The sequence below is a fragment of the Haloferax marisrubri genome (assembly GCF_001469875.2).
GTDB lineage: Archaea > Halobacteriota > Halobacteria > Halobacteriales > Haloferacaceae > Haloferax > Haloferax marisrubri.
Genome location: NZ_LOPW02000010.1, coordinates 76,060 through 100,196 on the forward strand (window position 1 = coordinate 76,060; position 24,137 = coordinate 100,196).

25 protein-coding genes, 1 tRNA gene and 1 other RNA gene are annotated in these 24,137 nt (G+C 67.4%); 12 read left to right on the forward strand and 15 right to left on the reverse strand.

Features of this window, described 5'->3' with window-relative positions; all coding sequences use genetic code 11:
- Positions 1–135 precede the first annotated feature (135 nt).
- The 4 genes from rnpB (at position 136) to AUR65_RS07570 (ending at position 3,724) form a co-directional block, all read left to right on the forward strand.
- Positions 136–563: RNase P RNA component (gene rnpB, locus AUR65_RS07555), an RNA gene on the forward strand.
- A gap of 142 nt (positions 564–705) precedes the next feature.
- Positions 706–1,836: a zinc metalloprotease gene (locus tag AUR65_RS07560; RefSeq protein WP_058566259.1), complete on the forward strand. Its 1,131-nt coding sequence runs from the start codon at positions 706–708 to the stop codon at positions 1,834–1,836.
- A gap of 105 nt (positions 1,837–1,941) precedes the next feature.
- On the forward strand, positions 1,942–2,253 hold the full coding sequence (locus tag AUR65_RS07565; protein ID WP_058566260.1) for a hypothetical protein: 312 nt from the start codon (positions 1,942–1,944) through the stop codon (positions 2,251–2,253).
- A 238-nt stretch (positions 2,254–2,491) separates the two neighbouring features.
- Positions 2,492–3,724 (forward strand): digeranylgeranylglycerophospholipid reductase, encoded by a 1,233-nt coding sequence (locus AUR65_RS07570; RefSeq protein WP_058566261.1) that lies wholly within the window; start codon positions 2,492–2,494, stop codon positions 3,722–3,724.
- Positions 3,725–3,805: 81 nt separating this feature from the next.
- Here the strand turns inward: AUR65_RS07570 and AUR65_RS07575 are convergent, their stop codons facing one another.
- Positions 3,806–4,189 carry a hypothetical protein gene (locus tag AUR65_RS07575; protein WP_058566262.1) on the reverse strand — a complete coding sequence of 128 codons (384 nt, stop codon included), beginning with the start codon at positions 4,187–4,189 and terminating at the stop codon, positions 3,806–3,808.
- Between the two features lie 92 nt (positions 4,190–4,281).
- On the opposite strand from AUR65_RS07575, the gene AUR65_RS07580 reads away from it, so the two are divergent.
- Positions 4,282–5,514 (forward strand): MBL fold metallo-hydrolase, encoded by a 1,233-nt coding sequence (locus tag AUR65_RS07580; protein ID WP_058566263.1) that lies wholly within the window; start codon positions 4,282–4,284, stop codon positions 5,512–5,514.
- Between the two features lie 57 nt (positions 5,515–5,571).
- Here the strand turns inward: AUR65_RS07580 and AUR65_RS19905 are convergent, their stop codons facing one another.
- Positions 5,572–5,709, reverse strand: coding sequence for a hypothetical protein (locus AUR65_RS19905; RefSeq protein ID WP_199180573.1), 138 nt, complete (start codon positions 5,707–5,709; stop codon positions 5,572–5,574).
- 151 nt (positions 5,710–5,860) lie between these two features.
- The gene (locus AUR65_RS07585) at positions 5,861–6,235 is read right to left on the reverse strand and encodes an SHOCT domain-containing protein (RefSeq protein WP_058566365.1); all 375 of its coding nucleotides are present in this window, start codon (positions 6,233–6,235) and stop codon (positions 5,861–5,863) included.
- 240 nt (positions 6,236–6,475) lie between these two features.
- Between AUR65_RS07585 and AUR65_RS07590 the strand changes: the two genes are divergently transcribed.
- Positions 6,476–8,587, forward strand: a complete 2,112-nt coding sequence (locus tag AUR65_RS07590; protein ID WP_058566264.1) for a PAS domain-containing sensor histidine kinase — start codon at positions 6,476–6,478, stop codon at positions 8,585–8,587.
- A 16-nt stretch (positions 8,588–8,603) separates the two neighbouring features.
- Here the strand turns inward: AUR65_RS07590 and AUR65_RS07595 are convergent, their stop codons facing one another.
- Entirely contained in the window at positions 8,604–8,855 is a 252-nt protein-coding gene (locus AUR65_RS07595; RefSeq protein WP_233194356.1) for a hypothetical protein, read from the reverse strand.
- Between the two features lie 68 nt (positions 8,856–8,923).
- A complete protein-coding gene (locus AUR65_RS07600) occupies positions 8,924–9,412 on the reverse strand; it encodes an Lrp/AsnC family transcriptional regulator (protein WP_058566265.1) in 489 nt (162 codons plus the stop codon).
- A gap of 202 nt (positions 9,413–9,614) precedes the next feature.
- Between AUR65_RS07600 and AUR65_RS07605 the strand changes: the two genes are divergently transcribed.
- A complete protein-coding gene (locus AUR65_RS07605; protein WP_058566266.1) occupies positions 9,615–10,562 on the forward strand; it encodes a DMT family transporter in 948 nt (315 codons plus the stop codon).
- A gap of 29 nt (positions 10,563–10,591) precedes the next feature.
- Here the strand turns inward: AUR65_RS07605 and AUR65_RS07610 are convergent, their stop codons facing one another.
- The 4 genes from AUR65_RS07610 to AUR65_RS07625 form a co-directional block, all read right to left on the reverse strand.
- On the reverse strand, positions 10,592–11,512 hold the full coding sequence (locus tag AUR65_RS07610; RefSeq protein ID WP_058566366.1) for a DMT family transporter: 921 nt from the start codon (positions 11,510–11,512) through the stop codon (positions 10,592–10,594).
- Between the two features lie 318 nt (positions 11,513–11,830).
- Positions 11,831–12,115: a DUF6360 family protein gene (locus AUR65_RS07615; RefSeq protein WP_058566267.1), complete on the reverse strand. Its 285-nt coding sequence runs from the start codon at positions 12,113–12,115 to the stop codon at positions 11,831–11,833.
- Positions 12,116–12,238: 123 nt separating this feature from the next.
- Positions 12,239–14,017 carry a nitrite/sulfite reductase gene (locus tag AUR65_RS07620; protein WP_058566268.1) on the reverse strand — a complete coding sequence of 593 codons (1,779 nt, stop codon included), beginning with the start codon at positions 14,015–14,017 and terminating at the stop codon, positions 12,239–12,241.
- Positions 14,018–14,105: 88 nt separating this feature from the next.
- On the reverse strand, positions 14,106–14,429 hold the full coding sequence (locus AUR65_RS07625) for a hypothetical protein (RefSeq protein WP_004041667.1): 324 nt from the start codon (positions 14,427–14,429) through the stop codon (positions 14,106–14,108).
- Between the two features lie 304 nt (positions 14,430–14,733).
- Between AUR65_RS07625 and AUR65_RS19910 the strand changes: the two genes are divergently transcribed.
- Entirely contained in the window at positions 14,734–14,904 is a 171-nt protein-coding gene (locus AUR65_RS19910; protein ID WP_199180574.1) for a hypothetical protein, read from the forward strand.
- Positions 14,905–15,075: 171 nt separating this feature from the next.
- Positions 15,076–15,747, forward strand: a complete 672-nt coding sequence (locus AUR65_RS07630; protein ID WP_058566269.1) for a DUF7119 family protein — start codon at positions 15,076–15,078, stop codon at positions 15,745–15,747.
- Here AUR65_RS07630 and AUR65_RS07635 read toward each other — a convergent pair.
- Positions 15,735–16,988 carry a M20/M25/M40 family metallo-hydrolase gene (locus tag AUR65_RS07635; RefSeq protein WP_058566270.1) on the reverse strand — a complete coding sequence of 418 codons (1,254 nt, stop codon included), beginning with the start codon at positions 16,986–16,988 and terminating at the stop codon, positions 15,735–15,737. The genes AUR65_RS07630 and AUR65_RS07635 overlap by 13 nt on opposite strands.
- Positions 16,989–17,074: 86 nt before the next feature.
- Here AUR65_RS07635 and AUR65_RS07640 point away from each other — a divergent pair.
- Both AUR65_RS07640 and AUR65_RS07645 read left to right on the forward strand, forming a co-directional pair.
- Positions 17,075–17,182: transfer RNA gene (locus AUR65_RS07640), tRNA-Lys, on the forward strand.
- A gap of 147 nt (positions 17,183–17,329) precedes the next feature.
- Positions 17,330–17,764, forward strand: a complete 435-nt coding sequence (locus AUR65_RS07645; RefSeq protein ID WP_084816392.1) for a group I intron-associated PD-(D/E)XK endonuclease — start codon at positions 17,330–17,332, stop codon at positions 17,762–17,764.
- 240 nt (positions 17,765–18,004) lie between these two features.
- On the opposite strand, the gene AUR65_RS07650 is transcribed toward AUR65_RS07645, so the two are convergent.
- From AUR65_RS07650 to AUR65_RS07665, 4 genes are read right to left on the reverse strand one after another with little or no spacing between them, the layout of a single operon-like run.
- Positions 18,005–18,316, reverse strand: a complete 312-nt coding sequence (locus tag AUR65_RS07650; RefSeq protein ID WP_058566271.1) for a ferredoxin family protein — start codon at positions 18,314–18,316, stop codon at positions 18,005–18,007.
- Positions 18,313–19,686: an FAD-dependent oxidoreductase gene (locus AUR65_RS07655; RefSeq protein ID WP_058566272.1), complete on the reverse strand. Its 1,374-nt coding sequence runs from the start codon at positions 19,684–19,686 to the stop codon at positions 18,313–18,315. Before AUR65_RS07655 ends, AUR65_RS07650 begins: the two co-directional genes overlap by 4 nt.
- Positions 19,683–20,714: an electron transfer flavoprotein subunit alpha/FixB family protein gene (locus tag AUR65_RS07660; RefSeq protein WP_058566273.1), complete on the reverse strand. Its 1,032-nt coding sequence runs from the start codon at positions 20,712–20,714 to the stop codon at positions 19,683–19,685. The genes AUR65_RS07655 and AUR65_RS07660 overlap by 4 nt, the downstream gene beginning before the upstream one ends.
- Positions 20,715–21,494 (reverse strand): electron transfer flavoprotein subunit beta/FixA family protein, encoded by a 780-nt coding sequence (locus AUR65_RS07665; RefSeq protein WP_058566274.1) that lies wholly within the window; start codon positions 21,492–21,494, stop codon positions 20,715–20,717.
- Between the two features lie 144 nt (positions 21,495–21,638).
- Here AUR65_RS07665 and AUR65_RS07670 point away from each other — a divergent pair, with 144 nt between their 5' ends.
- Positions 21,639–22,250 (forward strand): universal stress protein, encoded by a 612-nt coding sequence (locus tag AUR65_RS07670; protein WP_058566275.1) that lies wholly within the window; start codon positions 21,639–21,641, stop codon positions 22,248–22,250.
- Positions 22,251–22,271: 21 nt separating this feature from the next.
- Here AUR65_RS07670 and pepF read toward each other — a convergent pair whose 3' ends face one another.
- A complete protein-coding gene (pepF, locus tag AUR65_RS07675; RefSeq protein ID WP_058566276.1) occupies positions 22,272–24,071 on the reverse strand; it encodes an oligoendopeptidase F in 1,800 nt (599 codons plus the stop codon).
- Between the last annotated feature and the right edge of the window lie 66 nt (positions 24,072–24,137).

Here is a 24,137-nt window from a genome sequence, read left to right on the forward strand (position 1 = left end):
CTGTGGTGACTTCAACGCTTCCCTCGAATGTTATCCGCTTGTTATGTAGATTAAGTGCCACATAACGGGCGACTAAACCCACGTATGACCCCGTTAATCGAACCGCTTATCCGACGGACTGGACTAGGGTAGGTCGGCAGAGAGAGCCCAGTTCCCGTGCCCGAGACGGGCATGAGGAAAGTCCCCCCACCGTCCGGACAGGTGACCGGGCGCAAGCCCGGAGTCGGAGACGGCTGGCGCTGGAACAGAAACGAGACCGCTCGACCCGACCGATGATGCGCGCGCGACGGCCCCGCCGTCGCCGTCGCGGCCGTCATGGCCGCGAGCGAACCGACCCGTAAGGGGAGGGAGTTAACCCGCAGAGGGAGCGAGATGGCTTCGCCATCTTCGACGGTCGAGAACGGATGGAACGGCGAATCCTCACCGGTGCAAGTCCGCGCCGCGAAGGTAGTTCGGACGGCGCGTCGGGTTCGCCCGTCGCGCCCTCGGGGCTCGCCCCGAGAAGGACGCGGACGCTGAGCCGAATGCTGGGACGAACAGAAGGGGGCTTACTCCTCTCAGCCGCTTTCGAACGCCTGAGCGGCCGCGCTGTCGGGCGAGCGCGATGTCGGTCGCCCCGGCCGACCGAGCGCCCGAACCGCCCACCCGAATCACCGACCGGGCCGTCGGGAAACGCTCTTGACCGTTCGCCGCCGCAGTCTCGGTATGCGCGGTTCGACCCTCCTCGTCGCGGCGCTCGTCGTCCTCGCCGGCTGTGCCGCTCCGGTGTCGCCGGGAGACGACGCGACGACTGCGACGACTGCGACGACTGCGGTGTCCACTCCGACGACCGAGTCGCCGACGGCGACGACCGCGGCCCCGACGACCGCCCGCCCGGAAACAACCCCGACCGAGACGGCCACGCCCACCGCGTCGCCGACACCCGAACCGACCGAGACGTTCACGCCAGCGTCCGGCTACGGTCCGTGGGGCTCTGACCCCGTCGTCGTCGCCGTCGACGCCCCGGACGACGGCCGCGACTACGCCACGCTCGTGAGCGAGGCGACGACGTTCTGGGAGGCGAACGACGCGCGCTACCTCGGCTACGAAGTCGACTACGAGGTGGACGCCAACGCCTCCGACCCGGACATGGTGGTCCGGTTTTCGGACACCATTCCCGAGTGTAGCGGGCAGGCCGACGCGGTCGGCTGTGCGCCCTACATCACCCGCGAGCGGCAGATTGACCGCCCCGAGACCGTCTACGTCCGAACCGGGTTCAGCGACGACTCGACGGTCGAAATCATCGAACACGAACTGGGGCACACGCTCGGTCTCGCCCACGGCGACGAGCCGGCGGCCCTGATGAACGCCACGGGTATCCTCTATACGACCCCGCGGACGAACGCGACCGAGAAGGCGTTCCCGTGGGACGACCCGAACTTCACGGTCTACATCGACGACACGAACGCCTCGGACCCCGACGCGGCCCGCGAGCAGGTCCGCCACGCGCTCGATTACTTCGCCGACGGCGCGCCGGGCATGACCGACAACCTCACCTACACCTACGTGGACGACCCCGCGGACGCCGAGGTGCGCATCTCCTTCGCCGACTCCTCGCCGTGCGCCCCGGGCGCGGTCTCCTGTGCCGCCGCCAGCGGCTACGACCCCGACGGCGACGAGGCGCTAGAGACCTACAACAGCTACCGGGTCATCCTCGTCGACCTCGACACCGAGGCCGTCGGCTGGCACGTCGGCTACTGGACCGCCCACTACCTCGGCGCGGAAGCCGACGACGAAAAGCCGGAGCCGTTCCGGAACGCGACGTACAACGAGCGCCGCAGCGAGTGGTGGACGTAGCGCGGTCACAACGCGTCCGGCGGTCGCTCGCTCCCCGAAAACGACGGTTCTTACCCGTTCGAATCGGCCGAGTCCTTCTTTGGTACGGCCCCCGTAGATACGGTCGTGATTCCCACCGACAGGCACGGTGACGCCCACCCCGCCTTCGACGAGGAGTCGTTCCGCGACGCGCTCGCCGAGTTCGGGGGCACGGACGCGGAGCGCCGGGTCGTCGCGCGGCAGGCCCGCGACCTCGCCGACTCGGGGCAGGCCGAGGCCGACCGCGGCGCGCCGCTCACGGGCGACGAAATCGTCCGCAACATGCGCGACGCGCCCGAGGGCGGCCCCGCGACGCGCTGGAACTGGTGGCTCGGGGCGCTCGAAGCCGCTTACGGCGGCTACCGCGAGTTCCAAGTCCGCCGCATCCCGAAAGCCTGACCCCCGCCTCCGCGCGACGTTCTGTGGCCACGTGGCCGCCGTCTCTCTCCCGGTCGAGCGACGCGTCGCGCCCTCCCTCGCCCGTCGTCTCTCCGATGTATCTGTCGCCCCAGAGCGGTCGGAATCCGCCGAACGTTCCCGCCGCTCCGACCGTTCAAAACCAAAGCAGATTACACGCTTGTTACAGAAAGGGTGTGTAACGCGTACGACCAACCCTACCGGTGATGCCTACTCTACAATGACAGACAACTACGACGTGATTATCGCAGGCGCGGGCCCTGCAGGTGGACAGGCGGCACGAGACCTCGCCGCCCGAGGCTACGACGTGTGCGTCCTCGAAACCGAGTCCGAAGACGAGTTCCCCTCCAGAAGCAACAAGTCGACCGCCGGGACGTTCCCGTCGACGATGGCCTCGTTCAACATCCCCGACGAGGTCGTGATGAACTTCACCGACGACGTTGTCTTGGAGTCCCCGAACGACTATTACCACCGGCACCAACCCGGTGCGGTCCTCGAGTTCGCGGACTTCAAGAACTGGCTCGTTGACGCGGCGACGGCCGACGGCGCGGAGTACCGATTCGACGCGCGCGTCTCCAAGCCCATCATGGAGGGTGGCGAAATCGTCGGCGTCCGGTACAACGGCGACAAAGAGGTGTACGCCGACATCGTCATCGACGCCACGGGCCCGAGCGCACCGCTCGCCAAGGCGCTCGACGTGTGCGACCTCGACCGGCAAAAGCAGGCTATCGGCATCGAGTTCGAGTTCGAGGGCATGGACCTCGCGCCCGAGGGCTACGGCGACCTCACCGACGCGATGATGCTCCGACTCGACCACGACATCGCGCCCGGCGGCTACTCGTGGATATTCCACACCGGCGGCGACACCGCGAAGGTCGGCGTCTGCTACATCCAAAACGAGGGACACCGCCACAACGCCAAGTCGGGCTACACCATCGACGACTACCTCCAGTACTGGCTCGACACCGACCCGCGCTTCGCGAACGCGGAGCGCATCGAGGGGAAACAGCACCGCGGCTCCGCGCACATCCAACTTCCGGGTCGCATGAGCACGGACAACTTCATGGCCATCGGGGATACGGTCCCGACCGTCGACCCGCTGTGGGGCGAGGGCATCGACAAGTGCATGCGCTCGGGCCGGGCCGCGGCCGCGACTGCCGACCGCGCGCTCACGAACTCCGAGCGCGACACCTCCGCGTCCGAACTCGCCGTCTACGACCAACTGTGGCACGAGCGGGTCGCGCCAAAGGTCAAAAACCGCCTGTTTATGACGGAGATGCTCTACCGCGCCTCCAACGAGCGCTACGACAAACTGCTCGCGGACCTCCACCGCCTCCCCAACGAGCAGTTGGACGCCGCGAACGGCGGCAGTCCGCTCGCCATGTTCCGCATGCTCAAGTTCGAAGACCTCTCTATCCTCGCGTCCACCGCGAGAGACTGGTTCTCGAACTGAACGCCGGCCGGAACGGGGTTCTCTCTCGGTCCCCGCGGTTCTCGTCTCTCGGTCACGATTCCGTCTCTCTTTCCGCGCCGCTCACTCGCTTTCGTCGCGCTCGTCGCGCACGCCGCCGTCGTCGCCGAGCATCGCCAGCGCGTCGGCCAGCGCCGCCCGCGCCGACGCGACGTGTTCGTCGGCCGCCTCGTCTTCGGTTTCGCCGACGTTCGACAGCAGGTGTTCGACGTGGCCGAGTCGCGTCCGGACCACCTCGTCGTCCGGGAGCGGGCCGACCGCGAGGTCGCCCGCGACGGCCTCCGCCTCGCCGAGCCACCGGCTCGCGTCCTCGCGGACGGGCCGGGTCGCCGTCGCGGCGAGTCGGTCGTGGAGCGCCGTCACCAGCCGTTCGAGGGAGTCGCGGTCGGTTTCGGCCTCGGGTTCCGTGTCGCCCTCGGCGTCGGATTCGGGTTCGGAGCCGGTCACGCCTCGGGAGACGGCGGCCGGCGTGAAAAGCGTCGAGTGCGGACTCCGGCGGGACCGACGAGCAAAAGCCCCTCCGGTCGGTACTGCCGGCAATGAAACTCCAGTTCCTCGGCGGGGCCGAGGAAGTCGGGCGCAGCGCGATTCTCGTCAACGACTCGCTGTTGCTCGATTACGGGATGTTGACCGGGAACCCCCCGCAGTTCCCCGTCGGCTCCGTTGACCCCGACGCCGTCGTCGTCTCGCACGGCCACCTCGACCACGTCGGGACGGTCCCCTCGCTCCTCTCGGGCGACGACTGGCCGGCGGTCCATTGGACGCCGCCGACCGACGAACTCGCTCGGACGCTCGCGCGCGACACGCTCAAACTCCACGGCGGGAGCTACAACTGCCCGTTCACCGAGACGCACGTCCGGCGGATGACCCAGCAGTCGGAACACCACGACTACGGGGAGGCGTTCGAGGCCGCCGGCCACGAGGTCACGTTCTACAACGCGGGCCACATCCCCGGGAGCGCCCACGTCCTCGTCGACGACGGGGAGACCCGCCTGCTCTACACCGCCGACTTCCACACCGACGACCAGCGGTTGGTCTCGGGCACGACCGACCGCCCGGACGCCGACGTGGTCGTCTGCGAGTCCACCTACTCCGACGTGGAACACGACGACCGCGCGACCGTCGAAGAGCGCTTCGTGGAGTCGGTGCGGACGACCGTCTGGGAGGGCGGCACCGTCGTCGTCCCCGCGTTCGCCATCGGCCGGACGCAGGAGATTCTCATGGTGCTCGACGCCCACGACATCGACTGCTACGTCGACGGCATGGGGACCCGCGTGCTGAAGATGCTCAGAAACCACCCCGACTACGTCCGCGACGCGGGAGCGCTCAAGCGGGCGAAATCGAACGCCCGAATCGTCTCGGGCAGAGACGGCCAGCGAAAGCGCATCGCCCGGCAGAACTCGGTCATCGTGACGACGAGCGGGATGCTCTCGGGCGGACCCGCGATGACGTACATCCCCGAGATTCGGGGAGACCCGACGAACAAAATCTGTCTCACCGGCTATCAGGTCGAGGGGACGCCGGGCAGGGAACTGGTCGAACGCGGCCGGTGCGAACTCAACGGCGGCGTCGTCCCGGTGGCCGCCCGCGCCGAGATGTACGACTTCTCCGCCCACGCCGACCGCCACGGGCTCTTATCGTTCCTCGACGACTACCGCGACGCCCCGGTGTTCGTCAACCACGGCGACCGCTGTGCGGCGTTCGCCGAGGAACTACGCGCCGACGGCTACGAGGCCGCGGCTCCCGAAATCGGAACGACGGTCGAAGTCTGAGACGCGCGACAGCCGGCGAAGCGGCTGAAAAGCGACCGTCAGACTCCGGTTTCGACCTTAGGCGCGCTCGTCGTCGTCCGGCACCGCTATCGACCGACTCGCGGCGACGCACGCGGACACGCGGAGTCGGGTCCGTTGCGACCGGAACCGACCGACGAACGAGCGGAGCTTTCCATCAGATGAATCCGAACCCATGGTTTTAGGTTGGCCTAAATAATTATAGTCGTTGCGGTCAGCGTGCGCACTTTCTCCGATGGGTCGGCCGAGCGCCGACCCCCGCGACCGCCGCTCGGTCGAACCCCTTCGTTTCGCCTGCAACGAGGCGACTCTCTCGGTTTTCGACGCGTCAGTCGCGCTCGAGTCGCTCGCGGCGGCGGTCGAACTCCTCGTCGTCGATATCGCCGCGGGCGTAGGCCCGGCGGAGTTCGTCGAGCGCGTCGTCGCCTCCGTCGCCCCCGTCGCGCAGGGCGCGGAACAGGAGGACGCCCCCGCCGACGACGACCGCGAGGACGAGCAGTTGACCGAACAGTCCCATCCCCCACATCCACCACGGGACGGTCCCGCCGTGCATCCACGTGTCGTGCATCCAGCCGCCGCCCCATCCCATCGGCATGCCGCCGCCGAGGCCGGCCATCCCGAAGAGGACGGGGAGCGCGAACAGCGCGGCCAGCGCGAGCAGGACGATGCCCGCGAGTCGCGTCGAGTCGTTTGTCGTCGTCATGGTGTTCACCGAGGCGGTGGCGTCCGCCTCACAGGTGACAGTACGCACTCCACGTTTAGGTCGATTGTCGCTTCGAGCCTTCGGCTCCGCCGCCGGCAAAGCTTCTATTCCGCCGCTTTGCGTCGCCCTGACTTTGGAATCTTCGACGCGGGCGGACGCGGCATTCACTCCCCTCCTCAGTCGTGATTTTTCGCCGACAGCTGTCGGTTCATACTTGAACCTCGCTGTCCTCTCGCCGGTATGCCTGGTCGGTTGAACGTCCTCGTCGTCAGCGGGGACGCCGCCGTTCGCGAGCGTCTCGCGGCCGAACTCCCCGGTTCGGTCGGCGACGCCACGACCGACGTCCGCGTCTCGACTGCCGACAGTCTCGACGCGGTTCACGCGGTGCTCGAACGAAGTCGCATCGACTGTCTCGTCGTCTCGACCAAGGTCACCGACTCGGAGGGCAGACCGCTCGTCTCGAAACTCCGCGTCGACGGCGTGCCGCTCGTCTCGTTCGAGCGGCCGGCCCCCGACGAACACGACCTCGACAACCTCGGCCGCGTCGTCTACGACGCCGCCCGCAACACCGTCGGGTCGCTCGACCACCGCGCGCTCTTCGAGGCCGTCAACGTCGGCCTCGCGGTTCGCAACCTCGAAACGCTCGAACTCGTCGATATCAACCAACACTACCTGGACATCCTCGGTATCGACCGCGCGTCGGTCATCGATACGACCCCCGCTCACGTCACGGCGGACGTTCCCGGCTACGACGCCGACCGCGCCCTCGACGAGGTCGAGACCGCCCGCGAGGAGGGCGAGCACGCCTTCACGTGGCCCATCGAGAACGCGTCGGGCGACACCGTCTGGATTCGCGTCAGCCTCACCGTCGCCGAGATTTCGGGGCGGGACCGACTCGTCTCGACGGTCGAGGACGTAACCGAAGAGCGCCGCCGCGAACGCGAACTCGAGGCGTTCAAGGGCGCGGTCGACGCCGTCGACGCCGGCGTCACCATCACCGAGGACGGCCGACACGTGTACGTCAACCAGACCGCGGCCGACATCTGCGGTTGTCCGGACCCGGAGTCGATGCTCGGGACTGGCTGGGGTCACCTCCACGACGAGTCGGAACTCGAACGCCTGCGGCGGACGATACCGCCCGCGCTCGAAGCCGACGGCAAGTGGCAAGGCGAGGTGGCGATTCGTCGGCCCGACGACGGCGACCTCGTTCCGGTCCGGTTCTCCATCACGTCTCTCGAAGGCGACCGGAACGTCATCGTCTTCCAGAGCCTCTCCGACCAGAAGGCCCGAGAGGACGAACTCGAACGGAACCGCGACTTCCTCGAACGAACCCAGCGCATCGCGAAGGTCGGCGGCTGGGAACTCGACCTCACGACCGACACGCTGGCGTGGACCGACCAGACGAAGCGCATCCACGAGGTGCCGCTCGACTACGAGCCGACGGTCGACGACGCAATCGAGTTCTACGTCCCTGACGAGCGCGACTGGGTCCGCGAGCTGTTGGACCGCTGTCGGTCCGAGGGCGTCCCGTGGGAAGACGAGTTTCGACTGGTCACCGCCGAGGGGTCGGAGCTGTGGGTCCGCAACCGGGGCGAGCCGGTCATCCAAAACGGGCGGGTGGCGGCGCTCAGAGGGACGATACAGGACGTGACCGCCCGCCGAACCCGCGAGCGCGAACTCGAACGGACGAACGCCGAACTGGAGGCGCTCAACCGCATCGTCCGCCACGACATCCGCAACGACATGGCTGTCATCGTCGGCTGGGCGGAGCTCCTCCGAGAACACGTCGACGGAGAGGGCGCGGACATCCTCTCGCGCATTCTCTCGACGGGTCGCCACACCATCGAGATAACCGAGGTCGCCCGCGACCTGATGGAGACGATGAGCGGCGGCGGCGTCGAAACCCGCCCGATGTCGCTCGTGAACGCCGTCGAGCGGGAAATCGCGGTCCGCCGCGAGGCGTTCCCCCACGCGACGTTCGAGGTCGCCGGAGAGATTCCGGACGTGGCGGTGCGCGCGAACCCGCTCATCGCGTCGGTGCTCGGAAACCTCCTCAACAACGCCGTCCAGCACAACGACGACGACACCGTCGTCACCATCTCAGCGGCCGTGGACGACGATACCGAGACGGCGGTCATCCGCATCGCCGACGACGGAACGGGCATCCCCGACGCGCGGAAACCGGTGGTGTTCGGCAAGGGCGAAAAGGGTCTGGAGAGCACCGGCACCGGACTCGGTCTGTATCTCGTTCACCAACTGGTCGACTCGTTCGGCGGCGAGGTCCACTTCGAGGACAGCGAACCCACGGGTACGGTCGTCGTCGTCTCGCTCCCGCTCGCGTCGGCGGACTGAGCCGACCGCGACGCTCTCAGACCGTGTCAGTCGGCTCGTGGGACTCGGCCATCTCGGTCGCGGCGGCCGCGTACGCCGCCTTCGTCTCCTCGTCGGAGACGCGGCCCAGTTCGTCCTCGGGCACGTCGACGGCGGCGTAGGTGTCGCGCACGTCGGACTCGAAACTCGTCAGCGAGCGCTCTTTGCGGTGGTAGCGCGTCCCGTCGGGAGTCGCGTACACGAGGACGATGACGTTCTGTTCGTCGTCCGAGTAGGTCCGTTCGACCAGTCACGTCCGCACCTCGTTCGCCATGGTCGAGCGTACGAGCGGAACCGTGATACGTCCCCGGCCGATTCTCAGTCCTCGATACCCAACTCGTCGAGGAGCGTCTCCAGCGTGTAGCTCTGGAGCGCCCGGTGGCTGTCGCGCATCGCGGAGATGACGAACGTCGAGTTCGTCCGCTCGACCTCCGGCGTGGCCTCGAAGTCGCTGATGAGGCGCTCCACGCGGTCGGAGTCCGCGAGATGGGCGACGACGATGAAGTCCGTCTCACCCATCGTGAAGTAGAGCTGCGTGACGCCCTCTATCTCCAGCAGTTTGTTTCCGACTTCCTCGTACGACCCGCTGTAGTCCGCCAGCACTTCCACGACCACGGTGACGCCGAGTCCGAACGCCTCTAAGTCGATGTCGTAGAGGTCGTTCTCGATGACGCCGTCGTCCTTCAGGTTGTTCAGGCGGTAGTGGATGGTCGAGACTGGGATGTCTGTCTCTTCGTGTAGCTTCTCGGGACTGCCCGTCCCGAGGTCCGCGATGGCCTTCAACAGGCGCACGTCGCGTTCGTCCATACCCTCTCGTTGCGGTCGGTGACGTAAGTCCTTGTTCTGTCCGCCGTTTTCGCCACCTCTCTCGTGCTCTCGAACTATCACGAATTAAAGAGCGTTTGATACAGAAAAACACTCAAAATCTAATCTAATCTCCAATCTATAACGAATCTCTTGTAGAAGGCTTTAACAAGGCGCGTCTCTGAGAACTGAAACAGATTCGACCATGACGCGTACCACTTGGAGAAACATTCCGACGACGCCCCTGCTTTTCGTCGCGCTCGCGGCGATGTGGGGAACCTCGTTCGTCGCCATCGAGGTCGGGTTGGAGTTCTTCCCGACGCTCTCTTTCGCGGCGCTTCGCTACGAACTCGCGGGACTCGTGATGCTGGCGTACGCCTGCTACTCGACCGACCGCTGGCGGCCGGAGACGAGAGACGAACTGCTCGCGACGACCATCGGCGCGGTGTTCATCATCGCCGCCCACCACGGCCTGCTCTACCTCGGACAGGAACACGTCCCCGGCGCGGTGGCCTCCATCATCATCAGCCTCTCGCCCATCCTGACCGCCGTCTTCGCCTCGTTTATCCTCACCGAGCGCTCGCTGGGGACGACCGGCGCGGTCGGCCTCCTCGCCGGGTTCGCCGGCGTCGTCCTCGTCGCCGACCCCGTCTCGGCGCTCTCCGGGCCGTCCGGCTCGTCGCAGGGGCTCGGCATCGTCCTCATCTTCCTCGCCGCGGTGTCGTTCGCGCTCGGCGCGGTCCTCACCCGTCCGCTCCGGACCGACCTCCCCGTCCAGTCGATGCAGGCGTGGGCGATGCTCGGCGGCGGCGTCCTGCTCCACGGTTGGGCGCTCGCCAACGGCGAGTCGCTTTCGGCCATCGAACTCGCCCCCACCGGCATCGCGTCGTTCCTCTACCTGACGCTCGTCTCCGGCGCGGTGGCGTTCCTCCTCTACTTCGAGCTTCTGGACCGCCTCGGGCCGACCGAACTCAACCTCATCGGCTACGTCGAACCCGTGGTCGCGGCGCTCATGAGTTGGGTGCTTCTCGGCCACGTCATCGACACGTCTGCGCTCGTCGGCTTCGGAGCCATCTTCTTCGGCTTCGCCGCGATGAAAAAGGAGACGCTGGTGTCGGTCGCCGTCGCGGTCCGGCGACGGGTCGCGGCCTGAAGTCGGTCCGCGCTTCGAGTTCTGTTTTCTTATTCAGCCTCCGCGGGGACGCTTCCCCGGAGACCGACCACCCGAGCCACGCTGTCGCGCTGGACGAGGAGGAACCCCGAGAGGATGACCCCGAAGCCGAGGACGGTCGCCGGCGAGACCGACTCGCCGAGGAACGCCCACCCGGTGACGGTGGCGACGACCGGCATCGCGTAGGCGACGAGGTTGCCGCGGACCGGGCCGGCCTCCGCGAGGAGCGCGAAGTAGACCGGGTAGGCCGCGGCGGTCGCGGGCATGCCGACGTAGAGAATCGCGGCGACGAGTTCCGGCGACCACGCGACCTGCGCGACCGACTCGCCGAGACCGAGGCTGGCGACGTGGATGCCGACGGCGGCGGCCGCCATCGCCCACGCGGTCTGCGGGAGCGTCCCGATGGACGGCCCGACGCGCTTGAGCAGGACGGTCCCGAAGGCGACCGACAGCGCCGAACAGACGATGAGGGCCTGTCCGACGCTCCCGCCGCCGAGGACGCTCTCGGGGCCGACGATGACGACGACACCGACGAGTCCGAGCAGGATGCCGGCGGCGTCGACAGCCGAGATGCGCGCGTCGTCGAGGAGCAGGACGGCGAACACCGGGGAGGCGACGGGCATGATGCTGTACATCACGGCCGCCGCGCCGGTCGTCGCGTGCTGCTGGCCGAGGAAGAGGAACACGTTGTTCGCTCCGAGGACGAACGCGGCGCTGGCGAGGATGCCGAGCGCGTCGGCGCGGGTCCGCGGGAGCCAGTAGCCGCCGCGGACGGCGACGAGCGTCAGGAGAGCGACGGCGGCGACGTCGACGCGGAAGGCGGCGAACAGCACCGGCGGGACCGAGCCGATGGCGGCCTTGATGCCGACGAAGGAGGTGCCGAACAGCACCGCGGCCGCGACGAAGAGGACGAGAGTCCGGTGACGGCTCACGCCACCACCCCCCGCGCTGTGGCCGGCGTTCGATTCGCCGGGTGAGCGCGGGAGGTGGAGTGCGGTCGACGCTCGGTGCGTGGACGGCGTAGAGGCGTCGTCTGTATCACAACACATCCTGCGACTTCCGAAGTCATATGTCTAACGATTGGTCTCGTTGCAATACGAATACGCAGTTCGAGTCACCGTTTACCACGATTCGTTGACTAATCTAGGTTAGAAGTTGTCATGGGTGGTGTTGTCATGGGGCGGCGAGGTCGCACGGCCGGTCGCGCCGCTCGGGGTCGTCGAAAGTCGTCGAAAATCGGGAGACTGCGGTCAGTCGCGCTGTTCGGCTTCGACGCGGTCGGCGTGCTTTTCGAGGTCGGCCGCGATTTTTCGGGCCTCCTCGGGCGACAGCGTCAGTTTGTCCGCGTGCGGCGGGAGCGCGTCGAGTTGCGTCCAGTCGAGTTCGAGTTCGAGGGTAATCTCGTCGGGGTGCTTCCGCGGCGAGGTGACGTTGCACACCGCGAACGCCGACTCCTCGAAGTCGTGACCCGTCGCCGACGCGTCGACGAGGTCCAGCGTCGTGTAGGCGTTGACCTTCAGGATTCGGTCTGGCATCTGTGAGTAGTGTTTGGTGTCGTCGTAAATAGGTAGCGCGGCGGAGTCGTCACCGGCGGGAGCCGGCGTCGGAACCCGGCGACGAACGCGGTCGGCGCGCTCGGTCGTCGGCCGGCGACCCGCTCAGTCGTCGCTCGTGATGGGCGTGCCGTCGCCGTGCGTCGGCGCGGGACTCGCGTCGAGGCTGTCGTCGTCGGCGTAGGGGTACCACGTGCGCTTCGTGTTGTGCATCATCGGGTCCTCGTAGCTGGTCTCTTCGGGTTCGACCAGTTCGGCGAGGTCCTCCTCGTCCGTCCGGGCGACAAACTCACGGAACGTCTCGTCGCCCTCGCGGCGCTCCTCGAAGTTCGCGAGCAGGTTCTTGATTGCGCCCGGCACCTCGTCGACGGGGACGCGCTGGGTGACCCACTCGGCGAAGTTCGGGTTCTCGCCGAGGCCGCCGCCGAGACCGATGTCGAGCGCCTCGACCGGCTCGCCGTCCTTGCGGGTCTTCATGCCGCGGAGGCTGATGTCGGCAATCTGCGGCTGCGCGCAGGAGGCCGTACAGCCCGAGAGGTGGATGTGGAAGTCCTCGACGCCCGCGGGGAGTTCGACGTTCTCCTTGAGCCAGCGGGCGTAGCGGACCTGCCGGTTCTTCGTCTCCACGATGGAGAGCGAACAGAACTCGGTGCCCGTACAGGCGATGGAGCCGCGCATGAACGGGTGCGGGTCGGGCGAGTAGTGGTCGAGGAGGTCCTCGTCCTGCAGCGCGTCGAGTTTCTCCTCGGGAACGTCGGTGATGATGACGTTCTGGCGCTGCGTGATGCGAACCTCGCCGGAGCCGTACTCGTCGGCGATGCGGGCGAGTTCCTTCGTGTCGTCGACGCCCATGCGGCCGACGAGCACGTCGAGTCCGACGTAGTAGTTGCCGTCGGCCTGTTCGTGGATGCCGACGTGGTCGGAGTGACCGCCATCGGCGTAGCCGGAGTTGTAGGAGTACTCCGAGCGCAGGTCGTCGCCGGCGGTCTCCAGTTCGAAGTCGACGTACTCCTCCTGGAGGACGTTGCGGAACTTCTCCGCGCCCCACTCGTCCATCAGGAACTTGATGCGGGCGTTGTAGCGGTTGTCGCGGTCGCCGTTGTCGCGGAACAGCGCGGAGATGGCTCCCGAGACCTCGGCGGCCTGCTCGGGCGTCACGAACACGTCGATGTCGCGGGCGAGCCGCGGCTCGTTACGCGAGAGGCCACCGCCGATGCGGATGTTGAAGCCCTTCGTCTCCTCGCCGTCTATCTCCTTGGTCGCGGGTTCGAGCGCGAGGTCGTTGATGTCGCCCTGTCCGCAGCCCTCGCGGCAGCCGGTGATAGAGACCTTCCACTTGCGCGGGAGGTTCGAGTGGTCGTCGTTGCCCTTGAACGTCTCGTTGAGCTCCATCGCGACGGGGAGCGCGTCGACGTGCTCGTGTTTGTCCTTGCCGGCGACGGGACAGCCGACGATGTTGCGCCACGAGTCACCGCAGGCCTGTTGCGTCGAGAGACCGACCGATTCGAGCTTCTCGAAGATTTCCGGGATGTCCTCCAGTTTGATCCAGTGGAGCTGAATCGACTGGCGGGTCGTCCAGTCGACGTAGCCGTTGCCGAAGATGGGGTTCTCGGCGGGGCCGCGGGCGTACTCGTCGGCGACCTCCGCGACGACTTCGGTCTGGCCGGGCGTCAGCACGCCGTTCGGCGTCCCGATGCGCATCATGAAGTAGCTCTCTTGGCCGTTGCGCTGGTGGTACAGTCCCCACCATTTGAAGCGCTCGAACCAGGCGTCTCGCTCGTCTTCCGGGATGGTGTCCCAGCCCTGCTCGGCGAATTCGAGCAGGTGCTCTCGTATCTCGTTACCGTAGACCTCCGACTTCCAGCGTTCGACGTCCGTGGGCATTCGTATGAATGTCCATATACGTGCCCACGTAAGGCCCCGAGCGTACCGTCAACCCTTCCCGGTGCTGCCCAAAAGAGGAGAATGTTGCCTATTCGTCGTCGTCGCCGCGTCGAACCGGGAGGACGACCCGCTCGCGGTCGATATCGACGAATTCGCCCTCGCGGAGCCTGCCGACCGGAACCCAGCCAGGCACGCCCGTCTGGCCGCAGGCGATACACTGGCCGTACACCTTCGCGGAGACGGTTCTGCCGTCCGCACCGACGTCGAGAACGTTCTCGACGACGAAGTCGGGAAGCTCGCACCCACAGAATGACGGGTCGTCGAGCCGCCAGAGTTCGCTCACGCTCACTTCTCTGGCGTCGTTCACGGAGACCCACGCCCCGTCGTCGAGGACGCGCAGGGAGACGCTCATACCTCACCTTCCGCGCTCTGGCTACCTATGCTGGGTGGCGTCCGCAATCCCCGCGGGGGAGCGCGACGCGCGTTTTGGCGGTCGTTCCGGCGTAGTCGTGCGATTGTGGCCGAAATCGACCGTCAGAGGTAGGGGCAACCCGTTCCGGTAGCCGGGAGTGGGGGTACACATTACAGGTGCGGATTCCCTTATGCGGGTCCGGCCGGTACGTGGTGGTGATGAGTGACCACCGCACCGCCGTCCGACAACACGCCTCCGCCGACGTCGCCCCAGAGCTGTTCGAACAGTCGCAGGAGGGTGACGCATGACCGGCGAGGCAGAACTCGAACCCGAACTCGACCGCGAGGCCGACGCCGAGGCCGACCCGTCAACCGAGACGGACGAAGAAGACCCCACGGCCCACCTCAAGGACCTCGAAGACGGCGCGGGCTGTACCGAAATCTGGTCGCACCTCTCGGAGTCCCGCGAGGAGTAACCGCCCGCCGACCGCCCGTAATCGGTCGCCGTCAGCGACCCCCCCGCCCTCTGCCGTCCCTCGTTTGCGGGCCTCCAGCTACTTGCTCGTATTCTGCCCGCCGACCGCTCGCGCGCGAATCTCGCCTCTCGGGGGGACGTTTTTAAGGCCGAACGCGTTACCGACTCGTAGATGACGAACGACGAACGCCGAACGACCGAGGTTCCGGCCGACCGACGGGAACCGGTCGGTGAACCGGTCGTCCGCGGCGACCCCGCCGTCACGGGCGACCGCGCCCGCGAGGCCGTCGGCTTCGACCCCACCGACCCCGACAGCCTCGCCGAGGCCGCCAGAACGGTCCGCTCGTTCTCCGAGTCCACCGCCGGCGACGACGACCACGTGTTCATGCTTCGCGGCGCGGCCGCTTGTGCCGCGCTCGTCCGCGGCGTCGGCTCCTACAAGCGCGCCGCCGAGCGCGCCGGCGGCGACGTGTCGGTCTCCTTCATCCGCAAGTGGGCCCGGGTCCACGACCTCCCGCAGTCGGTCCGCCGGCACGTCGCCCGCGGCCGCATCGCCCCCACGGCCGCCAAGCACATCGCCCGCGTCTCGGGCGACGCCAGACTCCACCTCGCGTGGGCGACGCTCGACGCCGGCCTGACCGTGCGCGAGGTCCGCCGCCTCGCCAGCGAGGTCAACGACGGCACGCCCGCCGTGGACGCGCTCTCCGCCCACGGCGTCGATATCGGCACGCTCGACGTGACGCTCCCGCCCGACGTCTACCTCGAACTCCGCCGCCGCGCCTCGCTCGAAGACACCGCTCCCGGCGACGTGGTCGCGGACGCCCTCGACGACTATCTCGACTGAAGGAACCGCGTCGCCGTCTCGCGAATCACGTCCCGCGCCACCTCGACTTCTTCCCACTCGACCGTCTCGTCCGGAAAGTGCGCTTGGTCGATGTCGCCCGGCCCGAACAGCACCGTCGGGATACCCGCTTCGACGTAGTGCCGCGAGTCCGCTCCGTAGGTCGCGCCGACGGGGTCGTCGTCGCGGCCGTCGGCCCGGAGCGCCGCGCGCAGCGACTCCACGACCGGTTCGTCGGCGTCGATTTCGGCCGGTTCGAACTGCACCGAAAACCGCTCGAACGCCGGCGGGTGCGCCGAGAGCCACTCGTCGTCGGCGACGACGCGCGACAGTCGTTCCTCGAACGCGGCTTCGACCTCGGCGACGGTCTCGCCCGGCGCGACGCCGAGTCGCCACTCCGCGGTGAGCGTCCCCGCGACGCTCGACGCCCACGTTCCCGCCTCGACGCGGCCGACGCAGACGGGCCACGGAATCGGGTAGTCGTACAGCGGGTGCGAGACCGCGTCGGTCCGCTCCGCTTCGAGGTCGAAGAACGCCTCCCGAATCGCCTCGAACTTCTCGATGACGTCCACCCCGCGCCACCGCGAGGCGGCGTGCGCCGTGCGCCCGGTCAGTCGGAGTCGCTTCATGACCGACCCCTCGGTGGCGACGACCGGCTTCAGCCGCGTCGGTTCGGCGACGAGCGCGGCGTCCCGCTCGAACGGATAGGGGTTTTCGAGCGCGGCCGCCGCGGCCCCGATGCCGCCTTCCTCCTCGCCGACGACGCTCTCCACGACGACCTGCCCGTCGAGGTCGATGTCGCCCGCTTCGACGGCGTCTCGGAGGTCGAGCGCCGCGAAGACGCACGCCGCGACCCCCGCTTTCATGTCGGCCGCGCCGCGGGCGCTGACGGTGCCGGCCTCGTCGTCCCAGTCGGGTAAAAACGGGTCGTGAGACCACAGCTCTCTGTCGGCGGGCACCACGTCCACGTGGCCGTCGAGGACGAGCGTCGGGCCCGCGTCGGGGTCGCCGAACTCGACCACGCCGGCGACGCTCGGGCGGTTCGCCGTGTCGATGTCGTCGGGGTCGTCGGGGTCGTCGGGGAACGACGGGTGCTCGGCCAGACGCGCCGGGTCGGCGGTCCACTCGTAGGTGTCGAAGCCGAAGTCGTGCAGTCGGTTTTTGACCCACTGCTGGGCCGGGGCCTCGGCGCGGGCGACGCTCTCGAACCGGAGCAGCGCGTCCACGAAGTCGCGAAGGTCCATATTGTGGGGGACGGGAACGGGGTACAAAGCAGGAGGGGGCGGCGAAAATAAACGCTTATCAGTATCCCCACTTAAGAAATCGCTGAGGGCTGGTAGCTCAGTTAGGCAGAGCGTCTGGCTTTTAGCGGGACTACGCGAGTCGCGTGGTTTCGGAAGACACCAGACGGTCGGGGGTTCAAGTCCCTCCCAGCCCGTTTCTGCGACGAACTTCGTGCGGAGTGACGCTGTTCTTCCAACTTCTACGTCAGCGAGCGACAGCATCCCCGGGCTGTCTTTCGAACCGCGTTGACTACTTTCACTCTGTACCTGCCGTTCTTTCCAAACAGAATCCTTGTGGAGCTATGGACGAGATTAGTCACCCAAAGCAACGGGGACAGTGTAGTGAGGCAGCGATTCTCTTCGAATTCACTCGCCGTGGAGTCACCGTATTAGAGCCATTTGGTGACAACGAACGGTACGATTTCGTCGTCGAAATCGCTGGTACATTCTATCGTGTTCAAGTGAAGACTGGCCGGTTGACCAATGGGCGAGTTCAGTTTGAAACTCGTAGCTCAGGTACCCTAACTCGACGAGTCAAAAAAGAGGGATATGACGGGCAGATAGACATCTTCGCGGTTTACGCTCCTGAGATTGAGGAATCGTATATCGTACCAATTAACGAAGCGCCGAAAACATCCATGGGTCTCCGTGTTGAACAAGCACGCAAGAAGTCTCCAAACGTCAATTGGGCTGATGAGTTCGAACTCGACAGCTGGGTTAACAGCGTCCGGGCGTAGGCTGTGTCATTCCTTTCGTATCTCTGCTTGTAGCGGCGGTTCTAACACCGCAAGCTCGTAGTACTCACCTCCCTTTCGAAACCCGAGCACCACCTCGTCAACGTCCGTCTGTTCCCCCAGAGTTAAACGAAAACACTCGTCTGACATCGATAGTCCCTGCACACATGTTACTGACCCAACTATATCTTGGTTTGGGCAGATACCGACCGTGAACCTCCGAAACTGGGGGTGTGTGGCTTTTCAGCCCTGTTTGAACACGACGCCGCCGCCGGTCTTCGGATAGGTCCACTCGACGTTGTCGTACGGACAGCCGTAGCGGCAGGTCCCGCACTCCAGACAGTTCTCGTAGGCGATAGACGGCACGCCGTCGCCGTCCGGGTCGACCGTCCAGACCGCGGCCGGACAGACCGACGTGCACTCGTTGGTGGTGCAGTCGGCGCAGACGTCCGGGTTCTCGACGCCGAGGTGTGACTCGCCGGCGTCGCGGTACTTGACCGTGTACAGACGGTCTTCGATGCTCACGTCGGGGACGTGGGGTTGTGCGGTGCTCATGATAACATCCTCCGGAAGCGCCAGGCGCGTTTCGCCGCGCCGAACCACCCGCCCGCGGCGGCGACGAGGTGGTCGCGGGCCGCGCCGGTGTGTTCGTCTTTCGACGTGCGGTCCATCTTGAAGTACTCCGTCTCGGCGCTGGCCAGGGCGCGCGGTAGGTCCTCGAAGAGGAACTGTCGGTCCGCCGCGATGGTCCGCTGGAACCAGTCGTAGTGGCGGAGGTTCTCGACCACGAACGATTGGTCGAGGTCGCGCGCGTAGGCGGCGAGCGCCTCGGCGTCACTTCGGCCGTCCGCCAGCGCGGCCGCGATGGCCTTGCCGGCGTGGTAGCCGCTTTCGACGGCCATGTTCGTCCCTTCGAGGTGGACGCCGCTGTTCAGCACGAGGCCGGCGGCGTCGCCGACGACGACCGCCCCGTCGTGGACGAGGTCGGGCATCGCGCGAGCGCCGCCCTCGGGGACGACGTGCGCGCTGTACTCGATGCGGCGGCCGCCGCGGATGAGCGGGGCGACCGCCGGGTGCGACTCGAAGGCGTCGAGCGTCGCCTCGGGCGTCTGGCCGGCCGCGGCGTCTTCGACGCGGTAGACGACCCCGACGCTCACGGAGCGCTTGTTCGTGTAGACGAAGCCGCCGCCGACTGCCTCGCCGACGGCACCCTCGCCGAAGTACTGGTAGGCCGCGCCGGCGTCGCCGTCGAGGCGGAAGCGGTCGTCGATGGTGTCGCGGTCGAGTTTGAACACCTCTTTGACCGACACCGCGACTTCCTCGCGCTCGGGACGTTCCTTGAGGTCAGCGCCCTCGGTCACGAGCGAGTTCGCGCCCTCGGCGAGGACGACGACCGGGGCGTGAATCTCTCCGTCCGGGCGGTCCGTCGTCACGCCGACGATAGCGCCGCCGTCGCGGAGGAGTCCCGTGACCGTCGTCTCGGTGACGAGCGTCACGCCGGCCTCGACCGCCTGCTTCGCGAACCACTCGTCGAACCGCCGTCTGAGGACGGTGTAGGAGTCGTTGTGGGGGTCGTCGCGCCACGCGCCGGGGCGCATCGACATCGCGGTCTCGTCGCCGTCCGACGAGAGTATCGAGAAGCGCTTCTCGGCGATGTAGCGTTCGAGCGGCGCGCCGTCGATATCGACTAACTCCCGAATCGTCGGCGTGTAGAGCACGCCGCCGAAGACGTTCTTCGTCCCCGGTGCGGGGCCGCGTTCGAGCATCAGCACGTCGAGGCCGTCGCGGGCCATCGTCAGCGCCGCGGCGGTGCCGGCCAGCCCGGCACCGACGACGACGGCGTCGAACGCGTCGTCGTAGTTCGGCGTCTCCGTCTGGAGCGCCGGGCGTTGCAGGCCGCCCGCCGTGGTCGTCTCGTGGCTCATGCCGCCACCTCCCGCTTCTCGCGGACCATCGCAGTCAGCGCGGGAAGCACCTCGTGAAGGTCGCCGACGATGCCGTAGTCGGCGTGCTCGAAGATGGGCGCGTTGGGGTCGGTGTTGACGGCGACCACCACGTCGCTTCCGTTCATCCCTTCGAGGTGCTGGACGGCACCCGAGATGCCCGCGGCGATGTAGAGGTGCGGTCGGACGGTCTTGCCCGTCTGGCCGACCTGCCGCGCGGGTTCGACCCAGCCCTCCTCGACGGCGGCGCGAGTGGCGGCGACTTCGCCGCCGAGCGCCTCCGCGAGTTCGACGAGCGGCGTCACGTCGCCCTCGCACCCGGCCCCGCCGGCGACGATGACGTCCGCGTCGGTGATGTCCACGACGCCGCCGACGACCCGTTCGAGGACGGTCGAGAGCGTGTCTTCCTCGGCGACGACGACGTCGACCGATTCGACGGCCTCCGCCGCGTTTTCGGCCGCTTCGGCGGGTTCGCCGGCGTCGAACACCCCGGCGCGGACCGTCGCCATCTGCGGGCGGTGGGCGGGACATTTGATGGTCGCCATGGCGCTCCCGCCGAACGTCGGTCTGCTCGCGAGGAGGAGCCCCGCCTCGTCGACGGCGAGTTCGGTGCAGTCGGCCGTGAGGCCGGCGTGGGCGGGCACCGCGACCCGGCCCGCGAAGTCGCGGCCGGTGTGGGTCCCGCCGATGAGGACGATGCTCGGCTTGCGCGCCTCGACGAGCGCGCGGAACTGCTCGCCGTAGGGGTCGGCGCGGTACGGTTCGAACACCGGGTCGTCGGCGAGGAGCGCGCGGTCGGCCCCGCGGGCCACCGCCTCTTCTGCGAGGTGGGCGACGCCGTCGCCCACGACGAGCGCGACGAGCGACTCGCCCGTCTCGTCGGCGAGTTCGCGGCCCTTCGCGAGGAGTTCCCATGACACCGGCGCGGCCTCACCGTCGTGCTGTTCGACGAACACCCAGACGTCCCGGTAGTCGGCCACGTCGATTTCCGGCCCGCTCGCGGCGCTCATCTAGAGCACCTCCGCGAGGTGGTCGTAGAGGGCTTCGACGCTGTCGACGCGCGTCCGCTCCCGTTCGACCGGCGAGGCGGTGTCCATCCCGCCGACCTTCGTCGGCGAGTTGGCGAGGCCGACCCGGTCTTCGATGTCGAGGTCGGCGGCGGTCCACTGGACGGGTTCGAACTCGGTCTCGGCGAATATCTTCCGGTGCAACCCGGCGGGTCGCGGGTCGTTCGCGCCGAACACCATCGCCACGACGACCGGGAGCGCGGCGGCGACGCGCTCGTAGCCGCCCTCGACGTCTCGCGTGCCGACGAGGACGCCCTCGTCGGGTCGGGGGTCGAGCGATTCGGTGTAGGTGAGTTGGGCCCAGCCGTTGTGGGCGGCGATGCCCGGCGGTACCTGTCCGGTCGAGGAGTCGGTGCTCTCCTCGCCGCAGATGACCACGTCGGCGTCGAGTTCTTCGGCCGCCCGCGCGAGCGCGAGGCTCGTGGGCCACGTGTCGCTGCCGCCGAACGCGCGGTCTGTGAGCAGGACGCCGCCGTCTGCGCCCGCGGCGACGGCCGCCTGCAGGACGGCGCTGGCCGGCGGCGGTCCCATCGTGATTGCGGTCACGGTCCCGCCGACGGCGTCGCGGAGCGCGAGCGCGGACTCGACGGCGTTGTGGTCGGGCTTGTTCAGCACCGCCGGCGCGTCGGAGCGGTTCAACGTCCCCGTATCGGGGTCTATCGTGACGTCGTCCGCATCGGGAACCTGCTTGACGCAGACGACGATGTTCCATCCGTCATTCATAATTTGACGACGCCGTCGTGTGCGGCGCTTACCGAACATAGCACGCACCGGGCTACATACCGCCCCGCTCATTCTCGAAATATAAGAACCAAATACCCGATATTACCCCGCGCCAGCCGTATTCTGGCTCAGGAGGGCCAACAAATGTACACCAACATCCTCGTTCCCGTCGACACCAGTCCCGAGTCAATGAACGCCGCGAGTCACGCGATTCGCCTCGCGGACGCGGTCGGCGCGTCGGTTCACGCCCTGTACGTCACGCGACCGCCCGTGGACACCGACGACGACGGCGAGCGCTCGCAGTCGCGGAGCGAACGCGCCTTCGCGGACGTGGTCGAACGCGCCGAGGACCACGGCGTCGAAGTCGAGACGACCGTCCTCGTCGGCGACCCCGCGGAGACCATCGCCGACTTCGCCGAGGCGAACCACGCCGACCTCATCGTGATGGGCACTCACGGCCGCGAGGGCGTGGACCGACTGTTCAACGGGAGCGTCGCCGAGCGCGTCGGCCGACTCGCCAGCGTCCCGGTGACGACGATTCGGCTCCGCGACGGCGAGCAGTCGGTCCGCTCGGCGCTCGAGGCACAGCGCATCGCGCGCGAAAAGCTCGCCCACACCGGCCACGACGACGCCGTCATCGAATCGCCGTCTCGCCAGCGGTCCGCGTGGGTCGTCCGCGCCGCCGACGACCGCGGGGAGTACAACGTCCACATCAACAGCGCGTCCGGGCAGGCCAAACTCGTTCAGGTCGGCTGAGTCCGGCCTGCGATTTTTCGGTTATTCGAGGTCGAGGAGCGTCGCGGCCTCGTCGAGGAACTCGGCGTAGACCGACATCGCGTCCTCGATGGGTTCGGGTTCGGTCATATCGACGCCGGCGGTTTGGAGCACGTCGAGGGGGTACTCGCTGCCGCCGAGCGCGAGCGCCTCGCGGTAGTCCGCCGCGGCCGACTCGCCTTCCTCGCGGATGCGCTCGACGATGGCCGCCGCCGCGGAGATGCCCGTCGCGTACTGGTAGACGTAGTAGTTGTAGTAGAAGTGCGGAATGCGCATCCACTCGCGGGCGATGTGGTCGTCGGTCGCCGCGGGCTCGTAGTACGCCGCCTTCAGGTCGCCGTACAGTTCGTCGAAGCGGTCGGGCGTGAGCGCGCCGTCGTCCTCGACGATTTCGTGAATCTGGAGTTCGAAGTCGGCGAACATCGTCTGGCGGAACAGCGTCGAGCGGAACCGTTCGAGGTACTCGTCGAGGACGTGCGTCCGGAGTTCGTCGTCGTCGACGTTCTCCAGTAGGTACTCGGTCAGGAGCGTCTCGTTGACCGTGGAGGCGACCTCGGCGGTGAAAATGTCGTAGCTCGCGTCGTGCCACGGCTGGGCGTCGTTGGCGAGTTCGGAGTGCATCGAGTGGCCCAGTTCGTGGGCGAGCGTGAACATCGATGCGGCGTCGTCCTGGTAGTTCATCATGATGAACGGCTGGGTGTCGTAGGTTCCCGCGGAGTACGCCCCCGAGCGTTTGCCGCGGTTCTCGTACACGTCGACCCAGCGGTCTTCGAGGCCCTCGGCCATCCGCGCTTGATACGCCTCGCCGAGCGGTTCGACGGCCTCGATGATGTACTCCTTCGCCTGTTCGTACGGAATCTCGGGGCCGTGGTCGCCGGTGAGCGACACGTACAGGTCCCACATCTGGAGTTCGTCCGCGCCGATGGCCTCGCGCTTCAACTCGGCGTGGCGGTGGAGGTGGCCGAGGTTGTCGCGGACGGTGTCGAGCAGGTTGTCGTACACCTCGACCGGGACGTTGGGGCCGTCGAGAGCGGCCTCGCGGGCGGTCTCGTAGTCGCGGATGCGCGCGGTCTTCACGTCCTTCTTGACGCTGTTTTTCAGCGAGGTGCCGACGGCGTTGCGCACGTCGGCCCAGCGGTCGTAGAACTCCTCGTGGACGGTCCGGCGGAACTCGCGGTCGGGGTGTTTCTGAAGCTTCGTGAAGTTGCCCTGCGTGATTTCGACCGACGTGCCGTCGGGCTTTTCGACGGTCGGGAACTCGAGGTCGGCGTTGGCGAGCATGGAGTAGATATCGCTCGACGCGCCGGTCACGTCCGAGAGGTTGGCGAGGACCTCTTCGACCTCGGCGGAGCGGGTGTGTTCCTTCGTCCGGAGCACGTCGTCGAAGTGGTGCTCGTAGGCTTCGAGTTCGGGTTCCTCCTCGACGAACTCGGCGACGCCGTCGCGCCCGAGTTCCTGTAGCTCGGGGTCCAGATAGCTGACCGCGCTCCGGGCCTTCGACGCCAGCGCCTCCGCGCGGCCGGCCTGCGCTTGGTACTCCTGGTTCCGGGTGTCCTGACTGCTGCGGAGGTTCGCGTAGGAGACGACCATCGACACCTCGCGGAGCACCGACTCCATCGTCTCGAGGAGTTCGAGGAGCGTCTCGGGGTCCTCGGTGGCGCGACCCTCGTAGCTCGCCAGTTCGGGGACGCGCTCTGCGACGTCCTCGTACGCCGCCTCCCACTCCTCGTCAGACGCGTAGATGCTGTCGAGGTCCCACTTGTACTCCTCGTCGATGTCGCTCCGCTCGGGAACCGAACTCATGTTGGATAATCCGACGCACGCGCGGGTGGTAAGCCTTATCAATCGACCGGCGAAGCGGGGACGAGG

Excerpts from the sequence above, each read along its gene's own strand:
- AUR65_RS07660 (WP_058566273.1), bottom strand. The coding sequence starts at position 20,714 with ATGAGCGCCGCGAGCGGGCCGGAAATCGACGTGGCCGACTACCGGGAC.
- AUR65_RS19905 (WP_199180573.1), bottom strand. The coding sequence starts at position 5,709 with ATGGGTTCGGATTCATCTGATGGAAAGCTCCGCTCGTTCGTCGGTCGG.
- AUR65_RS07585 (WP_058566365.1), bottom strand. The coding sequence starts at position 6,235 with ATGACGACGACAAACGACTCGACGCGACTCGCGGGCATCGTCCTGCTC.
- AUR65_RS07635 (WP_058566270.1), bottom strand. The coding sequence starts at position 16,988 with ATGGACCTTCGCGACTTCGTGGACGCGCTGCTCCGGTTCGAGAGCGTC.
- AUR65_RS19910 (WP_199180574.1), top strand. The coding sequence starts at position 14,734 with ATGACCGGCGAGGCAGAACTCGAACCCGAACTCGACCGCGAGGCCGAC.
- AUR65_RS07620 (WP_058566268.1), bottom strand. The coding sequence starts at position 14,017 with ATGCCCACGGACGTCGAACGCTGGAAGTCGGAGGTCTACGGTAACGAG.
- AUR65_RS07625 (WP_004041667.1), bottom strand. The coding sequence starts at position 14,429 with ATGAGCGTCTCCCTGCGCGTCCTCGACGACGGGGCGTGGGTCTCCGTG.
- AUR65_RS07580 (WP_058566263.1), top strand. The coding sequence starts at position 4,282 with ATGAAACTCCAGTTCCTCGGCGGGGCCGAGGAAGTCGGGCGCAGCGCG.
- AUR65_RS07570 (WP_058566261.1), top strand. The coding sequence starts at position 2,492 with ATGACAGACAACTACGACGTGATTATCGCAGGCGCGGGCCCTGCAGGT.
- AUR65_RS07560 (WP_058566259.1), top strand. The coding sequence starts at position 706 with ATGCGCGGTTCGACCCTCCTCGTCGCGGCGCTCGTCGTCCTCGCCGGC.
- AUR65_RS07615 (WP_058566267.1), bottom strand. The coding sequence starts at position 12,115 with ATGCCAGACCGAATCCTGAAGGTCAACGCCTACACGACGCTGGACCTC.
- AUR65_RS07670 (WP_058566275.1), top strand. The coding sequence starts at position 21,639 with ATGTACACCAACATCCTCGTTCCCGTCGACACCAGTCCCGAGTCAATG.
- AUR65_RS07650 (WP_058566271.1), bottom strand. The coding sequence starts at position 18,316 with ATGAGCACCGCACAACCCCACGTCCCCGACGTGAGCATCGAAGACCGT.
- pepF (WP_058566276.1), bottom strand. The coding sequence starts at position 24,071 with ATGAGTTCGGTTCCCGAGCGGAGCGACATCGACGAGGAGTACAAGTGG.
- AUR65_RS07630 (WP_058566269.1), top strand. The coding sequence starts at position 15,076 with ATGACGAACGACGAACGCCGAACGACCGAGGTTCCGGCCGACCGACGG.
- AUR65_RS07590 (WP_058566264.1), top strand. The coding sequence starts at position 6,476 with ATGCCTGGTCGGTTGAACGTCCTCGTCGTCAGCGGGGACGCCGCCGTT.
- AUR65_RS07600 (WP_058566265.1), bottom strand. The coding sequence starts at position 9,412 with ATGGACGAACGCGACGTGCGCCTGTTGAAGGCCATCGCGGACCTCGGG.
- AUR65_RS07645 (WP_084816392.1), top strand. The coding sequence starts at position 17,330 with ATGGACGAGATTAGTCACCCAAAGCAACGGGGACAGTGTAGTGAGGCA.
- AUR65_RS07605 (WP_058566266.1), top strand. The coding sequence starts at position 9,615 with ATGACGCGTACCACTTGGAGAAACATTCCGACGACGCCCCTGCTTTTC.
- AUR65_RS07665 (WP_058566274.1), bottom strand. The coding sequence starts at position 21,494 with ATGAATGACGGATGGAACATCGTCGTCTGCGTCAAGCAGGTTCCCGAT.
- AUR65_RS07655 (WP_058566272.1), bottom strand. The coding sequence starts at position 19,686 with ATGAGCCACGAGACGACCACGGCGGGCGGCCTGCAACGCCCGGCGCTC.